This is a genomic window from Pedobacter foliorum, assembly GCF_013266735.1.
GTDB classification, from domain to species: domain Bacteria; phylum Bacteroidota; class Bacteroidia; order Sphingobacteriales; family Sphingobacteriaceae; genus Pedobacter; species Pedobacter foliorum.
The window spans coordinates 1-21544 of sequence record NZ_JABSNU010000013.1; the positions used below are offsets into that span (position 1 = coordinate 1).

General features: G+C 39.4%; 16 protein-coding genes. 13 read left to right on the forward strand and 3 right to left on the reverse strand.

What is annotated here, in order from left to right:
- Window positions 1-102 precede the first annotated feature (102 nt).
- The 8 genes from HQN83_RS20260 (at window position 103) to HQN83_RS20295 (ending at window position 11943) form a co-directional block, all read left to right on the forward strand.
- The gene (locus tag HQN83_RS20260) at window positions 103-3033 is read left to right on the forward strand and encodes a glycoside hydrolase family 2 TIM barrel-domain containing protein (RefSeq protein ID WP_217277438.1); all 2931 of its coding nucleotides are present in this window, start codon (window positions 103-105) and stop codon (window positions 3031-3033) included.
- Complete coding sequence (locus HQN83_RS20265) at window positions 3034-3939, forward strand: metallophosphoesterase family protein (RefSeq protein ID WP_173092792.1); 906 nt, start codon at window positions 3034-3036, stop codon at window positions 3937-3939.
- Window positions 3940-3950: 11 nt separating this feature from the next.
- Window positions 3951-7337: an endo-alpha-N-acetylgalactosaminidase family protein gene (locus HQN83_RS20270; RefSeq protein ID WP_173092794.1), complete on the forward strand. Its 3387-nt coding sequence runs from the start codon at window positions 3951-3953 to the stop codon at window positions 7335-7337.
- Between the two features lie 80 nt (window positions 7338-7417).
- Window positions 7418-9043, forward strand: coding sequence for an alpha-L-fucosidase (locus tag HQN83_RS20275; protein WP_173092796.1), 1626 nt, complete (start codon window positions 7418-7420; stop codon window positions 9041-9043).
- A 484-nt stretch (window positions 9044-9527) separates the two neighbouring features.
- The gene (locus HQN83_RS20280; RefSeq protein ID WP_173092798.1) at window positions 9528-9758 is read left to right on the forward strand and encodes a hypothetical protein; all 231 of its coding nucleotides are present in this window, start codon (window positions 9528-9530) and stop codon (window positions 9756-9758) included.
- Between the two features lie 2 nt (window positions 9759-9760).
- The gene (locus HQN83_RS20285) at window positions 9761-10129 is read left to right on the forward strand and encodes a type II toxin-antitoxin system VapC family toxin (RefSeq protein WP_173092800.1); all 369 of its coding nucleotides are present in this window, start codon (window positions 9761-9763) and stop codon (window positions 10127-10129) included.
- Window positions 10130-10751: 622 nt separating this feature from the next.
- Window positions 10752-11264 (forward strand): hypothetical protein, encoded by a 513-nt coding sequence (locus tag HQN83_RS20290; protein WP_217277439.1) that lies wholly within the window; start codon window positions 10752-10754, stop codon window positions 11262-11264.
- A complete protein-coding gene (locus tag HQN83_RS20295; protein WP_173092802.1) occupies window positions 11257-11943 on the forward strand; it encodes a nucleotidyl transferase AbiEii/AbiGii toxin family protein in 687 nt (228 codons plus the stop codon). The genes HQN83_RS20290 and HQN83_RS20295 overlap by 8 nt, the downstream gene beginning before the upstream one ends.
- A gap of 279 nt (window positions 11944-12222) precedes the next feature.
- On the opposite strand, the gene HQN83_RS20300 is transcribed toward HQN83_RS20295, so the two are convergent.
- Entirely contained in the window at window positions 12223-14169 is a 1947-nt protein-coding gene (locus tag HQN83_RS20300; protein ID WP_173092804.1) for a sialidase family protein, read from the reverse strand.
- A gap of 116 nt (window positions 14170-14285) precedes the next feature.
- Here HQN83_RS20300 and HQN83_RS20305 point away from each other — a divergent pair, with 116 nt between their 5' ends.
- Window positions 14286-15515 (forward strand): glucuronyl esterase domain-containing protein, encoded by a 1230-nt coding sequence (locus HQN83_RS20305; protein WP_173092806.1) that lies wholly within the window; start codon window positions 14286-14288, stop codon window positions 15513-15515.
- A 22-nt stretch (window positions 15516-15537) separates the two neighbouring features.
- Here the strand turns inward: HQN83_RS20305 and HQN83_RS20310 are convergent, their stop codons facing one another.
- A complete protein-coding gene (locus tag HQN83_RS20310) occupies window positions 15538-17478 on the reverse strand; it encodes a DUF2207 domain-containing protein (protein ID WP_173092808.1) in 1941 nt (646 codons plus the stop codon).
- Between the two features lie 9 nt (window positions 17479-17487).
- Entirely contained in the window at window positions 17488-18036 is a 549-nt protein-coding gene (locus HQN83_RS20315; protein WP_173092810.1) for a LemA family protein, read from the reverse strand.
- A gap of 145 nt (window positions 18037-18181) precedes the next feature.
- Between HQN83_RS20315 and HQN83_RS20320 the strand changes: the two genes are divergently transcribed.
- From HQN83_RS20320 to HQN83_RS20335, 4 genes are all read left to right on the forward strand, one after another.
- Window positions 18182-18751, forward strand: coding sequence for a dihydrofolate reductase family protein (locus tag HQN83_RS20320; protein WP_173092812.1), 570 nt, complete (start codon window positions 18182-18184; stop codon window positions 18749-18751).
- 106 nt (window positions 18752-18857) lie between these two features.
- Window positions 18858-19535, forward strand: a complete 678-nt coding sequence (locus HQN83_RS20325) for a response regulator transcription factor (protein ID WP_173092814.1) — start codon at window positions 18858-18860, stop codon at window positions 19533-19535.
- The gene (locus HQN83_RS20330; RefSeq protein WP_173092816.1) at window positions 19535-20884 is read left to right on the forward strand and encodes a sensor histidine kinase; all 1350 of its coding nucleotides are present in this window, start codon (window positions 19535-19537) and stop codon (window positions 20882-20884) included. The genes HQN83_RS20325 and HQN83_RS20330 overlap by 1 nt, the downstream gene beginning before the upstream one ends.
- Before the next feature lie 139 nt (window positions 20885-21023).
- Complete coding sequence (locus HQN83_RS20335) at window positions 21024-21521, forward strand: hypothetical protein (protein WP_173092818.1); 498 nt, start codon at window positions 21024-21026, stop codon at window positions 21519-21521.
- Window positions 21522-21544: the final 23 nt, after the last annotated feature.

Below are 21544 nucleotides of genomic sequence, written 5' to 3' on the forward strand. Positions count from 1 at the left end.
ACTGTTAATGGCGCAAACCTTAAGGCTATAGAAGTAATGCCATATCCTAATTCAGCAGAGTTCAGAAAATAACTGTTATTTGTAAATGATTATTAAATAAAGATGTCTAGAATATTTCAAAGATGCATTGTGCTTGCCGTCATCTTATTGATGCAAACTGGTTATGCAAACAGTAAAAGTAAAAATCCAAGGGTGGATTATAACCTGAATACAGGTTGGGCATTTTATAGAGGCGATGCGAAGCATGCCCAAATGCTCAATTATGATGATTCAAAATGGATGCCGGTAGTTTTACCACATATCATGCAGTTGGAAAAAAAACACAACGGAGGTGATATTATCTATGACGGTGTTGGATGGTACCGCCGCTATTTTAAACTATCCAAGGATCAGGCTGACAAGCGAGTTCTTCTGAATTTTGAAGGAATTATGAGCAACAGTGAAGTGTTTGTAAACGGAGAGAGTGTCGGTATCCATCACGGGGGATACGTTGGATTTACAATGGATGTTTCGAACAAAGTAAAATTCAACAATGAAAATAATGTGATCGCTGTTCGCGTATCGGCAGAATATGATTCACTGACGCCCCCGGGAAAACCGCAAGGCCGATTGGATTTTTATTATTACAGTGGTATTTATCGTGATGCAAATCTGACTGTAACCGATAAACTTCATATTACGAGTGAGCTGGCTCAGCATAGTACCAGGGCAAGTGGTGTTTTTGTAACCTATCCGCAAGTAAATGAGAAGCAGGCAGTGGTTCATGTGAAAACCGAAGTTGCCAATTCATATGCTACTGTGAAAGAAGGTTACTTGCAGACCCTGCTTAAAGATGCAAACGGAAAAATAGTGGCCCGGGGCAAAAGCAAATTTCATCTGGGAGCAGGTAAGAATGCGTTAGTTGAGCAGGATTTGAATTTGATTAATCCTAAATTATGGTACCCATATACTCCTTATTTGTATTCGCTAGAGAGCCAGGTATTATTTGAGGATGGAAATGTAGTAGATATTCGAACTGAAAAGATAGGTGTCCGTACAATTAAGTTTACACGTGATGAAGGTTTCTTTATCAATGGAAAGCATCTGTATCTGGTAGGTGCTAATCGTCATGAAGCTTTTCCTAATATCGGTGATGCTGCGTCAAATTCAATGCAGGAGCGAGATGTTATTGAGATGAAAAGAGGAGGATACAATGCGGTGAGAGCAGCACATTATCCACAGGATCCAGCCTTTTTGGCCGCTTGTGATAAATACGGGCTGCTGGTTGTGGAATGTGTGCCGGGTTGGCAGATTTTCAATGAAAATCCGGTCTTTGCTGATCGCCTCGAATCCATTACACGAAACATGATCCGAAGGGATCGTAACAGAGCGTCTATTGTATTATGGGAAACGGCACTGAATGAGACTAGTTATCCTTTGCAGGTTGTCAAACGTATTTTTGAGGCAGCGCATGAAGAGTATCCGGGAGATCAACTCTATACAGCCGGCGACTATTTTAGCCATGAAGAAACAGAACCTTATTATGATGTTTTCTACAAACAGGTCAGCAAGTTCCCCAAAGACGGGAGCGTGATGAGTAATTATCTGGAAGATCAGATTGCTATCAAACCACTTTTTGCCAGAGAATGGGGAGATGGTGTAGGAGAAAAACCTCGGGTAAGCATGACCGAAAACGAGTATGAGCAGATGCGGCAAGGGCGTAGCCGTCTGACCCAATTGAACGGTGACGGATATTTTGACTGGTGTATGCTGGATGCCAACCCTCGAATGGGCGGACATTTTATGTGGAGTTACAATGATTATACCAGGGGTGCAGAGGAAGAAACGATGTATTCGGGAGTGGTAGATGTGAACCGGTATCCGAAGTTTGCCTATTATATGATGCAAAGCATGCGCCCTAGTGCAATTTCGCAAAGGGAACTGTATGAGGGACCGATGGTATTTGTTGCTTCCTTTAATTCATCAGGCAAGTACAAAACATCAACTTCCGACATTACAGTTTATTCAAATTGTGATGCAGTTGAGCTCTATAGAAACAATAAACTAATTGGAAAACAGACCCGTGCTGAGCGCGCAAAGGTATATCCTCATATTGTGGCTAAGGGTGGTAGTCCAAGTTTTGTATTCGATGCCGGAGGTTTTGAACCAGGAGAACTGAAGGCCATAGGATATGTAAATGGGAAAAAGGTGACTGAGCACGCAGTTCGGACGGCCGGTGAGGCCGATCATTTGGAGATTGTTATTCCTGATCACCATATCGCTCCTGTAGCAGATGGATCAGATATGATTCCCGTTTATTTTAAAATCTGCGATGCCAATGGTTCAGTAGTGCATGATGCAAAATCTGAGATTTTTATCCGTGTTAAAGGCGAGGGTACATTGATTGGTGACGGTATATCGAGAGTTGAAATCAATCCTCAGGCTGTAGAAGCCGGAATCGGATTTGCGTTTATCAGAACATCCAAAAAAGCGGGAAAAATAGAAATCCAGGTTGAATCCAAAGGGATGAAGGCCGGCCAGTTAACCATAAATACAGTCGCGTACAAAGGGATGCATTTGCCTGATGGTGAACATGGTGAATTTAAAGGACAGGAAGAAGATGGTGCAGTAGTGAAGCCCACCAAATGGGATAAAGGTTTTCTTACTAAACCCAAAGTGGAGATAAGCAATGTTTCTACAACATCTTCCCACTCTGAGTTTCCAACAACAAATTTAACAGACGGCAATGATTACAGCTGGTGGATTGCCAATCAAGATCAATTTCCTCAAGTGGTTACATTGACCTTGAAAGAACCAACGACTGTAGTTGGAAGCCGGGTAAGATTTCAAAAAGATAGTTCAAAGTATCGTCATAAGGTAGAGGTATCCTCAGATGGTAAAACCTGGGAACCTGTGTACGAAAAGGAATGTACTGGATGGGACTTTAAACCTGTCCGTTTCAAGAAGACGATCAAGTATTTCAGAATCTCGATATTATCCACAAGCGAGGGTAGGGCTGGACTGGCAGAAGTAACACTCTTTAAAGATAAATAAATGAAAAGAAGAGAGCTTATAAAAGGTATTGGTTTAATTGCTGGAGCATTGTCCATATCGGGCAGTGCAATAGCAGCAGAACCTGTTGCCGGTCCTAAAAAGAAAAGGATATTGCGCATTGCACACCTTACGGATATACATATGAGGCCTGAATTGAATGCCCCAGATCGTTTTCGTCAGTGCATGAAAGAAATAAAAAAGCATAAAATTGATTTCTTCCTTAATGGGGGTGATACCATTTTTGCGGCCGATTATGGGAACATCACCCGGGATCGTGTAGAGGCGCAGTGGGCGATTTGGCAGGAGTTGAGAAATGAGTTAAGTGAGTATGAAATGCACAGCTGTTTAGGGAATCATGACATGTGGTGGGCAGCGCCGGACAAGCAGGATACCATGTACGGGAAACCTCATGTAGTAAAACAATTGAATATACCCAACCGGTACTACAGCTTTCAAAAACAAGGATGGCATTTCGTAATTCTTGACAGTAATAATTCCAATGCAGGATCTTTAGATCCTGAGCAAAGAACTTGGCTGGAAGCAGATTTAGCAGTATTGCCTAAAGGTACACCGGTTTTATGCTTAAGTCATTATCCTATTTTGGGAGTAAGCACCATCATGGAAGGTGGCAATCATACCGATTCCCGTTATATTACCGATTTGTTTTATAAACACAAGGATAAAAAGATCACCTGTTTAAGCGGGCATATCCATCTGCTGGATGCCGCGGAATACAATGGCGTGAATTATTATTGTAATGGTTCCTTGAGCGGCTTTTGGTGGGAAGAAGGCGATAAGCAATCTGCAGGCAAGGGCTATTATCGCGAAACACCTCCAGGTTATGCTATATTGGATTTATATGAAGATGGCCGGGTGGAAAACAAGTATTTCGAACATACATATTGAGTGTTGATTTTATGAATAATAATCCATTTAAAGGCATTTACTTATTTTTCTTCTTTCTTCTATCAACGATAAGTCTCAACGCTCAGTCATCCAAAAACGATAGTTTATCTGTAGCCTATGCTTCTGTAACTAAAAAAGAGCAGGTCTTTTCTCTTAACGCCGAAAAGGGAAAGCAGTCGCTGCTTATCTTTAATAAGGATTTGCCAAAAATGTATAACCTGGCGATTGAATTTGATGTAATGCCTAAAAATTCTGACTCCAAATTTGGCGTGATCAGCAGGTACCAAAACAAGCAAGACTGGACTTATGTGGGCTGTGATTTAACTTCAGATATTTTAACAAATTCTCATTGGTATGTACGCACGCCAAGTAAAAAGAAAGAGATAGCCACTGAAATCTCTAAGTTTTATAAGAACTACAAGCGGCACGTTCGCATAGAATACATTGGCAAAAGTGTAGCAATCTATCTCGATGGAGAGCAGGTTACGCGTACTACGGCATCAATTATGGGTAATGAGGCAGGGTATGTAGGTTTTAGGGTACATGATGGTGCAGAGATAGAGGTGAGCAATGTGAAAATTACTCGGGTTAACAGTCTAACCGAAAAAACAGCAAAATCTTCATCGATAAAGCTGACGTCAGCTCAAATGGAGGTGATTTTTGCGAAAGATTATCCAGCCGTTTATCAGTATCAGATAAAAGAGGGTAATATTCAAGTGCCCGGAGCAAAAAAGATCTCAAAGGGATTTATCATCAATGGAAAAACATATGCAGCCAAAACAACGGTGGTTGAGCATCATGGTAAAGTAGTTTATCAATCGGAAATACCGGAAATAAATGTTGGGATAACTACTGAGTTCACGCTTCACAATATGATGCTTGATATGAAAGTAACCCAAATTGCAGAGCGTGGAAACGTTAAGGTGAAAACTGTAGCTTTCCCAAATCATGACATTGTTTCCATGAACAATAAGGATGATAAAGCGATGTTGTCGATAGCTCATGATGTTCACAGCGATCAATTTTTAGCCCTTAATAGCCGTTCTGTTGATACGACTGCCGGATATGCATCTATCGCAATCCTAAACAATAGCAAAATTGCGGTCACTATTGACAACAATTCAATTTACAACGCCAAGCAGATATTGTATCGCACAGCAAAAACAGGAAACGAGTATTTCACTTCCCTGTTTAGTAACGAATGGATCTATAGAGACATCAATAATGAGCTGCTTCCCTTACCAGAGATGAAAGTGATCTTTGCAAAAGACAACAACGGTAACCAAACTGTAGATTGGCAAGATGCAGCTTATGCTTTGGCTCGGGTATATTCTGAACCTTATGGCGCTGATTTGATCAGAAATGTTTATGCTACCATTACCATGAACTTTGCCAGTGGTGGGCAGTACCCTTTTTTACGCCAGTTGGATAACATCAAAAAATTTAATCTGGCTACCGATGGTTTCGGCCAAATGCTGGAACTGAAAGGATATCAATCCGAAGGTCACGATAGCGCCCATCCCGATTATGCGGGTCACTATAACCGCAGGGCAGGTGGACTTACTGATTTGCAATATTTAACGGAGCAGGCGAAAAAGTATAATGCACATATTGGGGTGCATATTAATCATAGCGAAGCTTATCCCGAAGCAAAAGCCTATGATCATGAAATCATAACCGACATACCCGGTTGGGCGTGGTTAGATCAGGCTTACCTTATTAACAAGGAAGCGGATATTAAAAGAGGAACCTTTGTTCAAAGAATTGATCAAATGAAAAAGGATTTGCCGAATCTTTCTTTCGTTTATATCGATACTTACCGTGAACACCGGTCGATCGCAAATTTTACGGCTCAACATTTCAATAAAAACGGATGGCCTGTTTGGACCGAAGACCCGGAGATATTTTATAGAGAGGCGATATGGACGCATTATCCGCCTGAATCAAAAAGTCTGATCTCTCGTTTTGTGCAACACAAATTCCGTGATGGCTATGCTGCACATCCTTTATTGTTGGGTGGTTATTCCCGTAGTGCCGAAATTGGTTTTATGGGCTGGCAAAAGGGAAGGGATTTTAATGGGGTATTGCAAAGTTTCTTTATCCAGCAACTTCCTTATCGTTTTCTGATGAACCATGCATTGAAAACTATAGACGATCAAAAAGCAGTGTTTGAAGGAAATTTGGTCTCGGAATTAATCAATGGTGTACATAAAATGAGTCAAAATGGTCACCTGATAAAGGATGGTGATAACGTATTTATTCCATGGAACCCTGTTACTAAAGAAAAAATCTATCACTACAACACTAAGGGTGGAACATCTACCTGGACATTGCCTAATGGCTGGAAATCTACCGGCACAGTAAGTTTGTATAAACTGACAGAGCAGGGACGCGAATGGGTTGCAGATTTACCTATAAATGGGCAAAAGGAGATTACCATAACCGCCGCACCCAAACAAGGTTATGCGGTTTATAAAAGCAAAATAGCCGATGCCACACTGATGATTTGGGGTGATGGTGGATTGATTTCCAATCCTGGATTTGATGGAGGATTGTCTGGCTGGACAATCAAAGGTAAAGGTGTGCAGGTTGTAAAAACGCCTTATGGACAGGATGTATTGCAAATGGCAGGCACTACAAATGCCAGCCAGACTTTAAAACTTGAAAAAGGTGCGTCGTATACCTTATCCGTTTGGGCTAAGGTAGCTGGTGAGGGCAAGGCTATGCTCTCTATTGGAGACGAATCTTATTCAATAACCGAAAGTAAGGTGACGAATTTTACGGATAATACAGATAGGTTTAATACCAAATTTCAACGCATTAAAATCTCTTTTGTTTACAATGGGGGAAGTGACGCAGTGAAGCTTTACTTTAAAGCTGCTAACGATACTTCATTTGTACAATTTGATGATGTGAGGATTGTAAAAAACACAAATCAGAAAATACCTACTCATGCCTATTTTGAAGATTTTGAAAATGTAGATGAGGGTTGGGGACCATTTATTGCCAGTAAGTCCAGCGCATATAAAACCCATTTGTCCGAGCGTCATGAAGGATACACCGATGATACCATTGACGGAGACTTTTCACTAAAAACATGGCAGGAAGGAAATGGTGAAGTTTACCGTACCTCGCCGACTATGATTCGTTTTAGGCCTAACGCCTCCTATAAAATCAGGTTTGATTATAACTCTACAGAAAAAGGAGCTTATCGTTTGGTAGTTCGCTCTGTAAAGGACAATAAGGAGGTGCTAAATGCTCCTCTTGATGGGGCCACTGTTTTTACAGGTGAATTTACCACCACCAATGTGGATGATTACTATATCTGCACGGTTAAGAAAGGTAATGGCATTCTGGTTATCGACAATTTTTCAATCGACGGTAACCTTGATAAATAGATATTGCGCTCTGGGTCCCGAATTGTTTCGGGGCCTTGTTTTAAAAATAGAATCAATACCCTAAATAAATTAAACAAAAAATGAAAAATAGACATTGGCTTTTTTCTTCTACAAAATTCAAATATGCTTTGTATTTGAGTTTGGTAATTTTATGCTCGATTCCTTCTTATGCCCAGGAGAAAGAAAAAAGCTGGGAAGAGCTGAAACAAGGTTATGAGTTCCCTGCGTGGTATACCGAAGCCCGTTTTGGGATTTGGCTACACTGGGGAGGACAGTCTCAGCCTGATATCGGAGGAGGGTGGTATGCCCGTCATATGTATATGCAGGATGTCGGTGGCCAAACTTTCGGCAAAGACGCTTATGCCAATCAACTACGACAATATGGGCATCCTTCCAAATTCGGTTACAAGGAAGTACTTCAGTCCTGGAAGGCGGAAAAATTAGATCCTGATGCTTTGATGAAATATTTTAAAGAAATGGGGGCTAAATATTTTATGGTTTTGGCTGTTCATCATGATAATTTTGACGATTTTAATTCTACTTATCAAAAATGGAATTCAGTAAATGTTGGTCCTAAACGGGATATCGTAGGGGATTTTAGACAGGCGGCAAGAAAATACAAGATGCCGTTTGCAGTAAGCTCGCACGATGATCGTTATTTGAGCTGGTGGCTTCCGGCCTTTGGTTCGGATATTTCGGGTCCATTGAAAGGTGTTCCTTATGATGGAAATCTGACTAAAGAAGATGGGAAAGGTTTATGGTGGGAGGGACTAGATCCGGCCGATCTGTATGGATTACCCCCTGCAAAAAGAACTCCTGAGTGGATTGCCGATATGAAAAAAACATGGGTATTGCGTCATAAAGAATTGGTAACCAAATACGATGTGGATATGATTTGGTATGACGGTTACGGTTTCCCTTATGGCGCTCCCGGGAAAGAAGCCAGTCGTATCTTATTTGAGAACAGCTTGAAGAAAAATGGTAAAATTATGGCGGTTGTTGCAGGTAAAATTGATGATGATGCTGCTGTTGTGAAGGATATTGAATGTGGCACTTCAAATAAAATTAACCCGAAACCTTGGCAGTCGATTATCACAACTGGTCCACATTGGTTCTATAAAAAGGACAGAGAAATGGTTCATAACGCCCGGACGATTATTGAAATGATGGCGGATGTGAATAGTAAAAATGGCAACTTAATGCTCAATGTAGAACTTTTACCTAATGGAAGTCTTTCTACGGATGAAAAGGCAATTCTTGACGAAGTGGGCGCCTGGGTAAATAAAAACAGTGCTGCAATTTATGCAAGTAAGCCTTGGAAAGTATATGGTGATAATTTGAATTCAATTTTAAAACGGGCCAGTAACATTGCCAATGCCGATTTGGAAGCGTTGAAAAAACAAGCAGAATCTGAGCAGTTTAATCAGCGTACAATTAAAAGTGAGCCTTATGGAAATGACGAAGTCAGGTTTACAACTAAAGGCAATGTTTTGTATGTTTTTGTATTGAATCCAACTGAAGGTGAGATTGCCCTTCCAACATTAGGTTTAAAATCGAATCAGTTACCAAATAGGATTAAATCGATAAAAATGATGGATGGCAAAAAAATAGCTTTTAAGCAAACAGATGAAAAGCTAATATTTAAGGTTCCTGCCAATCGTCCTTCTAAATATGCAACTGTTTTTGAAGTAAAAGGTGCATTGTAATTCAAGTGCTTTAGGAGATAATAATTACTTCAGGGGATAGATAACTGAGAATAATTCATCAAATCCCATATGGGAAATCCGCACAATCGGATTTTCCCACATGGGATGCTAGATTTTAGGCCATTTTGTTTTAAGTTAGTGAGTATAAATCACCTTCTACGAGGCCTTAAATGCGTATTTCTTATATCGTCAATATATTTTTTCATGCCTGCAACTACCTTCAAATCATCAAGAAATTGGTTCGTTCGGAGTATATCGTCGGGCACGAATCCTCTTTACAGAAAGTAGAGAGGATTTTTTGTTTTTACTCAATCTGAAATGCCCCTCTATTGTATGAAAAAGGGGATTCATGGTTCGATATTCGAAAAGGTTATGTTTGCTGGATTCGAACCGATTGTATCCCCCCTGAATTTTTCCTTCTACGGAGCATACCAAAGAAGCTTTATTTTTAGTATTTTTGTATATATCATAATGGCATATTACTATGGAGCTCATTTTAAAATCAAATAACGAAGAAAGTCTAGCAAAAATTATTGCTTTAGCTAAGAAGTTAAACGTTGTGATTGAAAAGAAGAATGCTGATTTTAATAAGACTACTAGGGTTAATCTGAAAAACCGTATTCTTAATTTTAAAGCCACAGGGTCTACTTCTTTTGGTGATGCAGCGGAATGGGAGCAACACCAACGATCAGATCGTGAGTTACCTTTTTCATAAGAATGGCTTTTCTTTTAGATAGTAATGTTATCATTTATTCTTATTCAAGCGAGTATGAATATTTAAGGGGGCTAATTATCAATGAATTATGTATAGTGTCAGAAATTTCCAGAGTTGAAGTACTAGGTTATCACGGGTTGAAGAAGGAGGAAGAAAAGTATTTTAAGGATATTTTTGAATATGCAACCATAATTCTTCCTGATCAGGATATTTTTGATCGAGCTATTGAAATCCGCAAGAAATATAATCTGAAACTAGGTGACAGCTTAATTGCTGCCACAGCTTCGGTACATGGACTTGAAATTTATACTCGGAATTTAAGCGACTTTGAAAGAGTTAGGGGATTAAAATGTATTAATCCGATTCGTTAAGCCGTTAACATCCATTCTAATTGAACAGAATATAATGATCATTTATGCTAACGTGAAATAAGTTGGATAATTTTTCGATCACACATAATAACTTATTATATAAGTCTTTGTTTGTATTTTTCGCTAAAAATCCTCACCCTTTCGGGTCAAAATGGCCGCTAAGTTGACTGCCGAGCCTTACTGAGATTTGCTTAAACTGATGTGCTAATATCACTTACTACCTTCACCACTAATAAATTATTGAATCATTAGAGCTTTGTTAGTCGACTTTATTTAAACACTTCTAAGCCACCTAACGATCTTCATGGACTTCCCCTAGTCCATCAGTCAGATCACTGCTTAAAAGCCGCAATTTAGCTTCAAAAAGCTGGCATTGACAAACCAAATGACGAGCAAAAAATAGCGCTAAAAGGCCAAACGACCATTTTACTTTGAAAGATGGTGATCAGGTTCGTGCGAAAGCAATTGTCAGTTTAAATGCGGAAAGCGTGGCCATTATCACCGAAACATGCAGCATAATAGAACATATACTAAAAATTGATATATGTAGTAAATGTATTAATATGGTATATAATTCATAATTCATGATTCATGAATCATGAATTATCGTTAACTTTACACTATGGTACATAATGGAATGCGGCCTCAAGACTTAGCTGTGCTGCTTAAAATAAGTGTTTTGGAGAATAATTGGCTCAATAAAGACATTGCGAAAGCTTTAAGTATTAGTCAGGCAGAAGTGAGCTATTCACTACAACGATCAGCTATTGCGGGACTAATAGATCCAAGTAAAAGGAAAGTTATGAAATCAGCTTTGCTTGAGTTTATACAGTATGGATTTCCATATGTGTTTCCGGCAATAAAAGGACCGATGGCGGTAGGTATTCCAACTGCATGGTCTTCGCCTTTTATGGCAAAAAAAATTGTCTCCAGTGAACATCTGGTTTGGCCTTACGCTAAAGGAAATATACGGGGAGGCAGTATTATTCCACTGTATCCTGGTGCTATAGATGCCGTACAGTCCGATGAAAATCTCTATCATCTATTAGCTCTTTTAGACGTGATGCGAATTGGAAAGGTAAGGGAAAAAGATGTGGCTATAAAAGAATTAGAAAGGATGATTAAAAATGCATGAACATATCATTAGGATTAGAGATATATCAAAATTGCTGGAAGGGCTCAATCGTTCTTTTGTATTTGTTGGAGGAGCGACTGTTGCACTATATGCCACTTTTCCGGATCGTGTTGAAGATGTAAGGCCAACAGAAGATGTTGATGTTGTTGTCGAACTACTTAGTTATTCAGGGTATGCAGAGATAAGTGAGAAAATGATAGCGTTGGGTTTTAGTAATGACATGGAGTCAGGAGTAATTTGCCGGTTTAAGATTCATGGCTTAGCAGTAGATATAATGCCTACTGATCCAAATGTAATTGGTTTTAGCAACCATTGGTATCCGGATGGATTTAAATTTGCTGAAACAATAGAAATTGATAGTGAAACGTCAGTTAAAATTTTTAGTATCCCTTATTTTCTCGCATCGAAATGGGAGGCCTTTAAATCCAGAGGCAAAAGAAACTTTAGAGCAAGTCATGATTTTGAAGACATAGTTTTTGTTTTTGAGCAATGCCATGATCTGGAATCAAAGCTGAGCAATGCACCTGACGATGTACTTCAATATCTTCGGAATGAAGTTGGAAGCATGCTAGATGATGATGATTTCATTGAAGGCGTTGGTTGCCATATGCAAAATTCATACTATGGCTCAGAAGTTACGGAAATTATTGATAAGCTACGTTCCGCATTGCTATGTTAATTTTGTTACTATGTGATCTTCTAGGGAAATCCCATGTGGGATTTTGCATTAGAGACAATTTCCCACATGGGAAGGACTGATTTTTAACTTCAGAATGAATTTGAATTTCAGAAAATCAGCCTTTCCGAAACTGCAATCGTGTATTTCGCATCTTCAAAATGTAAACCTTCATCTCCGCGACTACTTTCAAATCTTCTAAAAACGGGTTCGTTCGGAATATATCATCGAGCACAGAGAGAAGCCCCAGAGAAATCTGAGGGTTTTATTTTTACTGAGATTTTAGTTCTCTATTCCCTTTGATCCCTGATTGATAGTCCCAAAGCGCAGTTGTATATTATGTCCACCTCCCTCTCTTTTTATAGATGTAGTGATGGCTATGTCATTTGGCCCGAATTGATATAGTGAAGACCAGATGGTCTGGGTCCAGTCTACAGAATAACCTACCTTTTGCTTCCATGGTGTGGCCGCACTATTCCAGTTTTTTCCGTAGTCGGAACTGATGGAAATGTAACCTGTATTTGAAGTAACTACCAGGCGACCATCACTTAAAGCAAGCAGATAAGGGCCTCCATTTTGGAATCCCTGTAAATAATTGCCAAAGCCAGCAGGCCATTGAAGACCGTCAGGGCTAGTTTTATAGTATATTGCGCAACCTTCACTGCCGCAGATCTCATATACCAATATGAATTCCCCATTTTTCATTTTGGACCACACGGGCATACCCGGCCGGGATCCATTGTACATCTTATCGTAAACGATCATTTTTTCTTCTTCCCAACTCTTTCCCATATCTGTTGATATTTTCTGAGATATCACTTGAGGTAAGCGTTCGGGATCAGTAATGTGTTTTTCATTAGCATACATAACTGCCAGATTGCCGTTATCCAACTGTAGAATATGCGGTTCATAAACACCTTTGTCGGGATTTCCCAACTCACCAGGCTTGCCTTCATTGGCATCTATTGTGCTGATCATTGTCCAGGATACCCCATTGTTCATGCTTTTGTAAACCGGTAAACGATAAGATTCCTGCCAGCGAACCGACCGGCAGGTCAGTACAATAGAACCATCTTTAAGGAGAGTGAGCTGAGCATTGTCCAGGTCGCGTCCATGATCTGATATCAATGAAATCTTTTTCCAGCTTTGGCCTTTGTCAGTACTTTTGGAAATTTCAAGTTCTAGTCCCCCGGCTCGATCAGCCAAATAGCCTTTGTTACGTGCAACTGTATAGACTGCAAGCCAGGTTTTGTTTTTTAATTTAAGAAGCCTGCAGTATTCCGATCCGTAGTTAGTCCTGTCTGCATGGGTAGGGCGGTTGTTGCCAGTTAGTGGTTCATTGTTGATGACTACTGTTTTACCCCATACTACTGCGGGCTTGTTTTTTGTCGTATCAATACTCCTGTCATAATCGTGCAGGGGGTACTGGATCAACGCAAAGAATTTGCTTAGTTGCGTACTGATGTTTGCCTGATATATTTCCGGGCTTCCCTTGAGTTCCTTATCCTTCAATCGCTCAGTACTGTATTTAGGTGGGGTTAGGTCATAGGCAACATTGAAGTGCTTTTTCCAAATTCCAGCATCGGAGGTATAGAATGCCAGTTCATACTCCTGCATGTGAAAGCCCTGGTAACCAAAATGACTGATTTTTTCATTCACCATCGTATCAAGGTATTTCTTATAAAAATCGGCGAGGTCAGTATCTGCAACTGTCTTCACCTCGTAGCTTTTACACTCGTCAAAAAGCTGGATGTAGGTTTTGTCTTTATCAAGCCAAACGAGGTATTTTGAGACAAGGCTTTCGCAAGGATGCGGTGCGGGACCTAGAAATATTGATCTGCCGTTGCTCCCCTGATTGTAGGAGTAGTAAGTAAAAAGGTGCTTGACGCCCTGAGATTTTAAAAGGACGATTTTGTCATTGAGCTGGGGAAGATCGGTAGTCGTGTACTTATTGTAATAGTCCTGAGCAAGTTTTTTATCACCGCTCAGCCAGGCTGCATCACCGCCACTAATCCACAATTGCCGCCAGTATCCTTCCGGTATGGTCGAAGTTTCCTGTTCCATGAGTTTTCGGGCGCTACTGAATTTCTCTACCGCTGTTTGATATTCATGGTAACTTAATGCCCTGCGACCTTCTATCAGGTATCTGCTGTATTCCTGAGCATTTGAAGCAATACTGAAGAGTATTGGAAATAAGAATGAAAAAAAGAATGAGAAGCGCATTTTCATAGATAGACAGGCTGTTAACTATAAAGTTAGCAGAAAAAATCAAATCGCAAAATATCTAACCATTTGTAATTTAGCTATATTTAGACATCATTTTATCTTATACTCTGCTCTGCGTTATGTCGGTTAAAAAACACCTTGTACTTGGTTTAACATTATTGTTGAGTGCTTTTTGCAGCCATGCTCAAAGCACGATAGTTGGATTAGCCGATCCTTTAACTATGGATGATGGAACCAAAGTGGCTACGACAAAACAATGGCAGCAAAGGCGAAAGGAATTGCTACAGCTCTTTACTACTGAAATGTATGGTCAGATGCCCGCCAGGCCACGAAATATGACTTTTAAAGTTTTTGAAAGTAGCAATAATGCTTTAGGTGGATTGGCAACCCGTAAACAGGTAACCGTTTATTTTAACGGCAAGGCCGATAGCCCCCAAATGGATATCCTCATCTATCTACCCAATAAAGTGAAAAAGCGAGGGCTTATTTTACAGCTCGGCTTTAGCGGCAACCAAACACTGAGCAATGATACTGCTGTTAAGCTATCAACCAGTTGGGTGACCAATAGTAAAACCGTGCTAAACAATCGGGCAACGGAAGCCAGCCGTGGAAAAACGCCTAATAAAGATGTTGAAATGATCTTAAGGCGGGGTTATGGTTTTGCCACTATTTATTGCGGAGATATAGACCCAGATTTTGATGATGGATTTAAAAATGGAGTACACGCCCTTTATCCGGAAATGCAGGGGCGTGGCGATAACTTTAGTACAATTGGCGCCTGGGCCTGGGGACTTCACCGTGCATTGGATTATATGGAAACCGACAAAGATATCAACACCAAAAAGGTAGCTGTATTTGGCTTCTCACGTTTAGGCAAGGCTGCGCTTTGGGCAGGTGCCACAGATAAGCGCTTCGCGATGGTGTTGAGCAATGAATCGGGATGTGGCGGGGTGAGGATCTTCCGACGGGGTAAAGGTGAAGACATTAAACATTTATGCAACAGCTTCCCACATTGGTTTGACATAAATTTCAGGAAATATATTGGCAAAGATACGGTACTGCCTTTCGATCAGCATATGGTGGTCTCGCTTATTGCGCCGCGTCCTATTGCCATAGGAAGTGCCGATGGTGACCAGTATTCTGATCCCGAAGGCGAATTTTTAGGTGGAGTATATGCAACTCCAGTTTACAAATTACTTGGTTCTGATGGTTTGCCGACTACGCAAATGCCGAAACTAAATGAGCCTGTCTCAGGGCAAATACAATATCACATCAGGCCGGGCAATCATGATGTATTAACGTATGATTGGGAACAGTACTTAAATTTTATGGATAAGCATTTTAAGTAGTATGTGACTTTGAACACAAATCTTACCAGCCACCACCGCCTCCGCCACCACCTCCTCCACCGGAAGAACCGCTACTACTTCCAGAGCTCCAGCTTGAACTTCCGGATGATCCGGATGAAGAGCCAGTATCTGGTTTGCTGTCACTTACTGCGCTGCTAAATGGTACAATTAAACCTTTGGCGATATGATGATAATAAAATTTGTCGCCTTCATACCAATCAGGACTGTAATCAGCCTGGTTGAGCAGCTCTTCAAATTTGGCACCCCAGGCATTTTCTACATCAAGCGCGAGTGCATAAGGCAAAAATTTCTCAAACAATTCTGGACTGTGTTCCGGCGGGTTCAACATATTTAAGCGATGTTCCTCTGCCGTTTCCAGATACATTTTAAATCCTTTAATCTTACTTATAACATCAGTTCCCGCTGCTGTTGGTGCTCTAATTAAGTAAACATATAGTGCATACATGATGGTGCTGGCTACGATGAATACAAGCGAAATTATGGGTAGTTTGTTGAGGTTAGAAAGGAGCATATACAGCGGAACCCCACCGAACCCGGCTCCCCAAATGATCAGGAAAATCCCTACAGGTACAGATTCGCCTATCATCTTGAATCCTGCAAAGAAGCAAAATCCTCCAATCACGATAAAAGGACTTAGAAAAAGCATCATCAAAGGAGTACCAGTTTCTACAAAAACCATGAATATAACAAAGACTGCAAGCGTAATTAGCGTTGATTTGATTAAGTGTTTTTTGTGACTGATGAAAAAGTCTTTTAAGTTAAGCTGCGGTTTTAATCTATCCTGATGAGCATTCTTTGCCGCATTTATGGTTGAACCATTCGATTTGTTGATGTATATTCTATTTCTTTTGTTGAAGAAACGGACGTAAATGGCATCTTCTTCTTTAGACAGTACGTTTGTTAAACCAGTTGATTTTTCAACAGCGTAATCTTCTTTTTTGAGGCCTTCTCCTTTGCTGATTTTTATGACTTTTTTAACTGCCATATTGATAATCGAGATTGCAAATGACTTATCATCTATTTTTTTTATGTAAAAATAGCGGAGTAGGGCTGGGGACCAGTTATTTGGAACATTAAAGGTAGGGATGATGACCGGTTCCTCCGGATCCCGTCCATAACGAGACCAGCTGATGTAATAGTAAATTCCGAGACCAATAAGCAGCAAAAGTGTCAAGGTTATTTTCAGATAGTCCTGGTAAAAAAGCTCGAAATTGGATGGCCTGTGTATAATGCCTTTGGTAAAAGCTGAGGCCACAGTAAATCCACTCCCTGACGGTAGACTTTCAGTAGTTTTAAAGCTTATGGATTTGTCAGGATTGATGCTGATGCTACAGTTTTTACTGGTTGAACCACTAGGGCCAGTATAGCAAGCTGTATTGCCAGCTTGGGCTCCATTAGGAAGTACAATGGTAGCTGAGGCTTTTTCTATTTCGAAATTCCACTCACTACCGGTAACATTCCAGTAAATTTCATCATAGGTTTTAAAGAAACCGATCTGTCCTTTGGTTTGGTAATTGATTTCATATGTGTATACACCTGGATTAAGAATAATATCTTCGTTTCCTATGTATATACTGCGGACGCTACCATCGTTTTTGGTCTTGTAGTTTTCTTTCTTCCCATCCTTTAAAATGCCCGTTATTTTAAAATCTGCAGATTTTCTATCGCCAAATATATCTTTACGATACACGGGGATGCTTCTGACAATGCCACGTTTAATCTGATCGCCAGATGCATAAACTTTGATTTTTTCAGACAGGTACATCATCCCTGAGGTGTCAATTCTGATGTCGGTATGAAAAGAAATAATTCTTTCAGATCGATTGTCCTGCTCACTTTGTTCTGTAGGTGGTTCCTGTGCCATAGCCTTTATGAACAAAGCAGGAGTGAGCAGTAATATAAGTAATAGCCTAAGCGACGCAAATAGATGTTTAAGTTTCATATAGGTGATTTAAAAAGAAACCTTTACCGGATCGCGTTCTATAGAATTGTTTATTTCGAAGAAAATGCCGTTTTCGAATCCAAAGATGGATGCGACAAGGTTAGAAGGAAAAGATTGAACTTGAATGTTATTCTCCCTCACTGTACCGTTGTAATATCTTCTTGAGAGTTCAATTTCAGTTTCTATGGTTTCCAGTTGAGTTTGGAGCTGTTGGAAATTGGTATTTGCTTTCAGATCAGGATAATTTTCAGCAATGAGCATCAATCTGCTGATTTTTTCTGAAAGATGATTCTCTGCGTTGATTTTTTCCTGATTTTGTTGGGTCTGAATTGCTTCATTACGCAACCGAACCAGATCTTGCATCAGTTTTTGTTCATGATTAGCGTAGCCTTTAACCGTTTCGATGAGGTTAGGAATCAATTCATACCGTTTCTTCAAATACACATCGATCCCGCTCCAGGCTTCTTTCATCCTGTTTTTCTTGTTCACAAGTGTGTTGTAATAAAATATGCTGCCAACTATCAGCAAGCAAATTAGGGCGATTGAGATGTATAACATAGGTAGGAGAAAGATAAAAAAATATGTTTAAATAAAGTGACAAATGTAAATGGTTAAAAAACACCCTCATATTGTCGCGATTGCACCTCACATATATATATCGTACTCTTTAAATTTGGAATATAAGTAAACTAATAGAATCAAAATGAGAAAGATCAGAATCTTCGAACATATCTCACTTGACGGCGTGATTGAGCACGACAAAAACTATACGTATGGCGGATGGACTGCACCATACAGAACCGCAGAGGGGATGGCTATGCTTCTTGAGGCATACGGTACTGGCTTTGACCTGTTGCTTGGCCGCCGCACATACGATGAGTGGTTGGGCTACTGGCCAAATGCAGGGGACTTTCCGATGGCGAACGGTATAAATGCTGCGACCAAATATGTTGCTACTCATAGGCCTGAGAGTCTCAAATGGGGACCTGTAAAGAATCTGAGCGAGGATATTATCGAAGAGCTTCGCAAACTCAAGTCTACGGACGGCCCTGATTTGGTGCTTTCGGGAAGTATATCACTAACGTCTTTGCTACTCGACGCAGGATTGATAGATGAGGTTGTCCTGATTGTGTACCCGGTATTGCTTGGAAGAGGCAAACGACTTCTTTCAGATAGCTTTGATGCGCGCGAACTCGAATTCGTTAGCACATTGGCCACACCAACAGGTGTGCTGCTCAACACTTATAAACATCTTGGATCGCTAAAGAAATAATCAACTTAAAAATGGCTATGTCTTTTTTATGTTAAAAAAGAGCTATGAGTTAGTGTTTTGAGCTGCAATATTTTGATTATAGCCAAATATTAGAATATTTGTAATAATGAATTTATTACTAGTAGAGGATGAGCCTAAAGTTGTTTCTATAATTTCAAGAGGATTAACTGACGAAGGATTTAACGTGAGTGTAGCTCCCGATGGTTTAATTGGCGAGAAAATGGCCACAACAAATCACTTTGATCTGATTATATTGGACATTATGCTACCTGGTATTAATGGTTTAGAACTATGTAAAATCATTAAGAAAAACAACGCTACCGTGCCTATCATTATGCTTACTGCCCTAGGTACTACTGAAAATGTGGTAAACGGCCTTGATAATGGTGCCGATGATTACCTTACCAAACCCTTCAATTTTGCTGAGCTTTCTGCACGTATAAGGATGCTACTTAGACGCTATAGCGGTGTGGTGGTTAACGACAATATTATAACTGTTGCAGATTTACAGATAAACTTGTCTGCCAAGAGAGTAAAAAGAGCCAATACTGAAATTACATTAACGGCAACAGAATATCGCTTGTTAGAGTTTATGGCCAAAAACAAATCAAAAATTCTATCCAGGATCGATATTTTGGAAAATGTTTGGGATATAGATTTTAATCTTGGTACAAACGTAGTTGATGTGTATGTAAATTACTTACGTAAGAAAGTTGATAAACCCGGCTCTCAGAAGTTAATACATACTGCAATTGGATTGGGCTACGTTTTAAAAGATGCTTAATGAGTATAGCAAGAAAAATAACTCTTCTTTTCGCAATTCTATCAGCAATTATCATTTCTTTATTAAGCGGGTTTGTTTGGTATTTTGCCAATGATTTTGCTTTTGAAGATTTCTATAAAAGATTAGAAGCCAGAGTTAACATTGCTGCCGAAATTAGACTTGCTGAAGATAAGAGCGACAACATGTATGCTAAAGTTCGTAATCAATATTTGGAGCGCTTACCGGATGAGAAAGAATTTGTTATTGAAAAAGATGACATCGGTAATGTAAAAATAGGCGTCGATTTGCCAAATAGTTTTTACGATAAAATTAAGGAAGGTAAAATAGCCCGTTACCGTAAAGAGAATCATTTTTATGTCGGGAAGTATTTTGCCGGAAATCAACAAGGCCATATTATTATCGTTTCGGCTAATGATCCTTTTGGGTTTAGAGAATTAAAGGATTTACAAAAAATCTTATTCGCCGGTTTTTTTTTATCTATAATTATGTCTTTTGTAGTGGGCTGGAAGTTCTCCAACTACATGCTTAATCCCTTAAGAAACATCATTAAAAGTGTAAAAAAGATAAAGGCAGAAAATTTGCACTTAAGACTTGATGTTCAGGGTACTGATGAAATGGCCCAGCTCTCACAAACCTTTAACAATATGTTAAATAGGTTAGAGACAGCTTTCGAAACTCAGAATAACTTTATTAGCAATGCTTCGCACGAGTTAAGAACACCATTAACTATTATTAGTGGCGAGGTAGAACTTGCAATGAAATCAGACACTAAGGGCAAGGATCATTATTTAACACTTGCCAAAATAAAAGATGAATCAGACCGATTAGAACATATATTAACAAGTTTGTTAGGTTTGGCTCAAACCGGTTTCAATGGCAAAAACCACCCTTGGGAACAAGTAAGAATAGATGAATTGATTTGGGATATCAAAGGCACAGTTAACCAGGTGCACCCTGAAAGTAAGATCGAAATCGATTTTAGTATGCTGCCAGCCGATGAAGACCAGATAACAGTAAAAGCAAATATTAATCTACTTAAGTTAGCTATAGCAAATATTGTAAGTAACGCTTGCAAATATTCTAATAATAAACCAGTATTGATAACCTTAGAAAGTAAATCAAACGTGTTGTCAATAGCAGTAAAAGATCATGGAATCGGTATTCCTCCTGGCGATGTACAGCATATTTTTGAACCTTTTTATAGAGCTTCAAATACATCAGACTTTAAGGGATACGGCATTGGTTTGCCCTTGTCCCTAAATATAATTCGCTTGCATCGTGGCAGCATCGGCATCAGCTCTCAAGAAAATATTGCAACAGAAATTAAAGTTCATCTACCTATTAAATAATCACCAATTCAACTTTTCGGTACTTCATTACAAGTTTTTTAAATTCTAATCACTTTTTAATGTATCTCTTATTTGGCTATAATATCATTAGCCGAAACTTGAATAAATAATTAATCAATTTATTAAAACAAGAAGAGCTATGAAAACTGTATTAGTACCAACCGATTTTAATGTAGAAAGTCTGAAAATTATTGACTCCCTGGTTTTTACCAATAAGCCTGAAAATGTTGGAGTCATCTTTATGCATGCGTTTAAACTTTCAGATTCTATTACAGACATGCTAATGTTAAGTCGCAGAGGGAGAGACTACGAAAAGGTTAGTGATGAATTTTATAATCAAATGGATGCCTACAAACAGAAATATCCAAATGATATTAAGTTTATTGGTATCGAATATTTTTACGGGAGCACAGTTGCAGCCTTTAAAAATTTCATTGAGGGTGTTAATGCTGATTGTATCGCCTATCCTAAAGACTACAACTTTAACCCAATTCACAAGTTTAGTATCAATCCGGCTTCCTTAACAAAACACTGCGGTTGCCAGGTGATAGACCTTGATATTCATGAATTCTCTAAAGAAGAGAAATTATTTGATACCAAAATACCTGCCGACAGGATTAATGCTTTAAGTGTTTAGTTTAATATTTAGCCCCAATAGTT

Bases quoted from the DNA above. Each gene is read 5' to 3' on its own strand.
- HQN83_RS20310 (WP_173092808.1), bottom strand. From the start codon at position 17,478: ATGAAACTTAAACATCTATTTGCGTCGCTTAGGCTATTACTTATATTA.
- HQN83_RS20300 (WP_173092804.1), bottom strand. From the start codon at position 14,169: ATGAAAATGCGCTTCTCATTCTTTTTTTCATTCTTATTTCCAATACTC.
- HQN83_RS20315 (WP_173092810.1), bottom strand. From the start codon at position 18,036: ATGTTATACATCTCAATCGCCCTAATTTGCTTGCTGATAGTTGGCAGC.
- HQN83_RS20285 (WP_173092800.1), top strand. From the start codon at position 9,761: ATGGCTTTTCTTTTAGATAGTAATGTTATCATTTATTCTTATTCAAGC.
- HQN83_RS20260 (WP_217277438.1), top strand. From the start codon at position 103: ATGTCTAGAATATTTCAAAGATGCATTGTGCTTGCCGTCATCTTATTG.
- HQN83_RS20290 (WP_217277439.1), top strand. From the start codon at position 10,752: ATGGTACATAATGGAATGCGGCCTCAAGACTTAGCTGTGCTGCTTAAA.
- HQN83_RS20295 (WP_173092802.1), top strand. From the start codon at position 11,257: ATGCATGAACATATCATTAGGATTAGAGATATATCAAAATTGCTGGAA.
- HQN83_RS20335 (WP_173092818.1), top strand. From the start codon at position 21,024: ATGAAAACTGTATTAGTACCAACCGATTTTAATGTAGAAAGTCTGAAA.
- HQN83_RS20325 (WP_173092814.1), top strand. From the start codon at position 18,858: ATGAATTTATTACTAGTAGAGGATGAGCCTAAAGTTGTTTCTATAATT.
- HQN83_RS20275 (WP_173092796.1), top strand. From the start codon at position 7,418: ATGAAAAATAGACATTGGCTTTTTTCTTCTACAAAATTCAAATATGCT.
- HQN83_RS20305 (WP_173092806.1), top strand. From the start codon at position 14,286: ATGTCGGTTAAAAAACACCTTGTACTTGGTTTAACATTATTGTTGAGT.
- HQN83_RS20280 (WP_173092798.1), top strand. From the start codon at position 9,528: ATGGAGCTCATTTTAAAATCAAATAACGAAGAAAGTCTAGCAAAAATT.
- HQN83_RS20320 (WP_173092812.1), top strand. From the start codon at position 18,182: ATGAGAAAGATCAGAATCTTCGAACATATCTCACTTGACGGCGTGATT.
- HQN83_RS20265 (WP_173092792.1), top strand. From the start codon at position 3,034: ATGAAAAGAAGAGAGCTTATAAAAGGTATTGGTTTAATTGCTGGAGCA.
- HQN83_RS20330 (WP_173092816.1), top strand. From the start codon at position 19,535: ATGAGTATAGCAAGAAAAATAACTCTTCTTTTCGCAATTCTATCAGCA.
- HQN83_RS20270 (WP_173092794.1), top strand. From the start codon at position 3,951: ATGAATAATAATCCATTTAAAGGCATTTACTTATTTTTCTTCTTTCTT.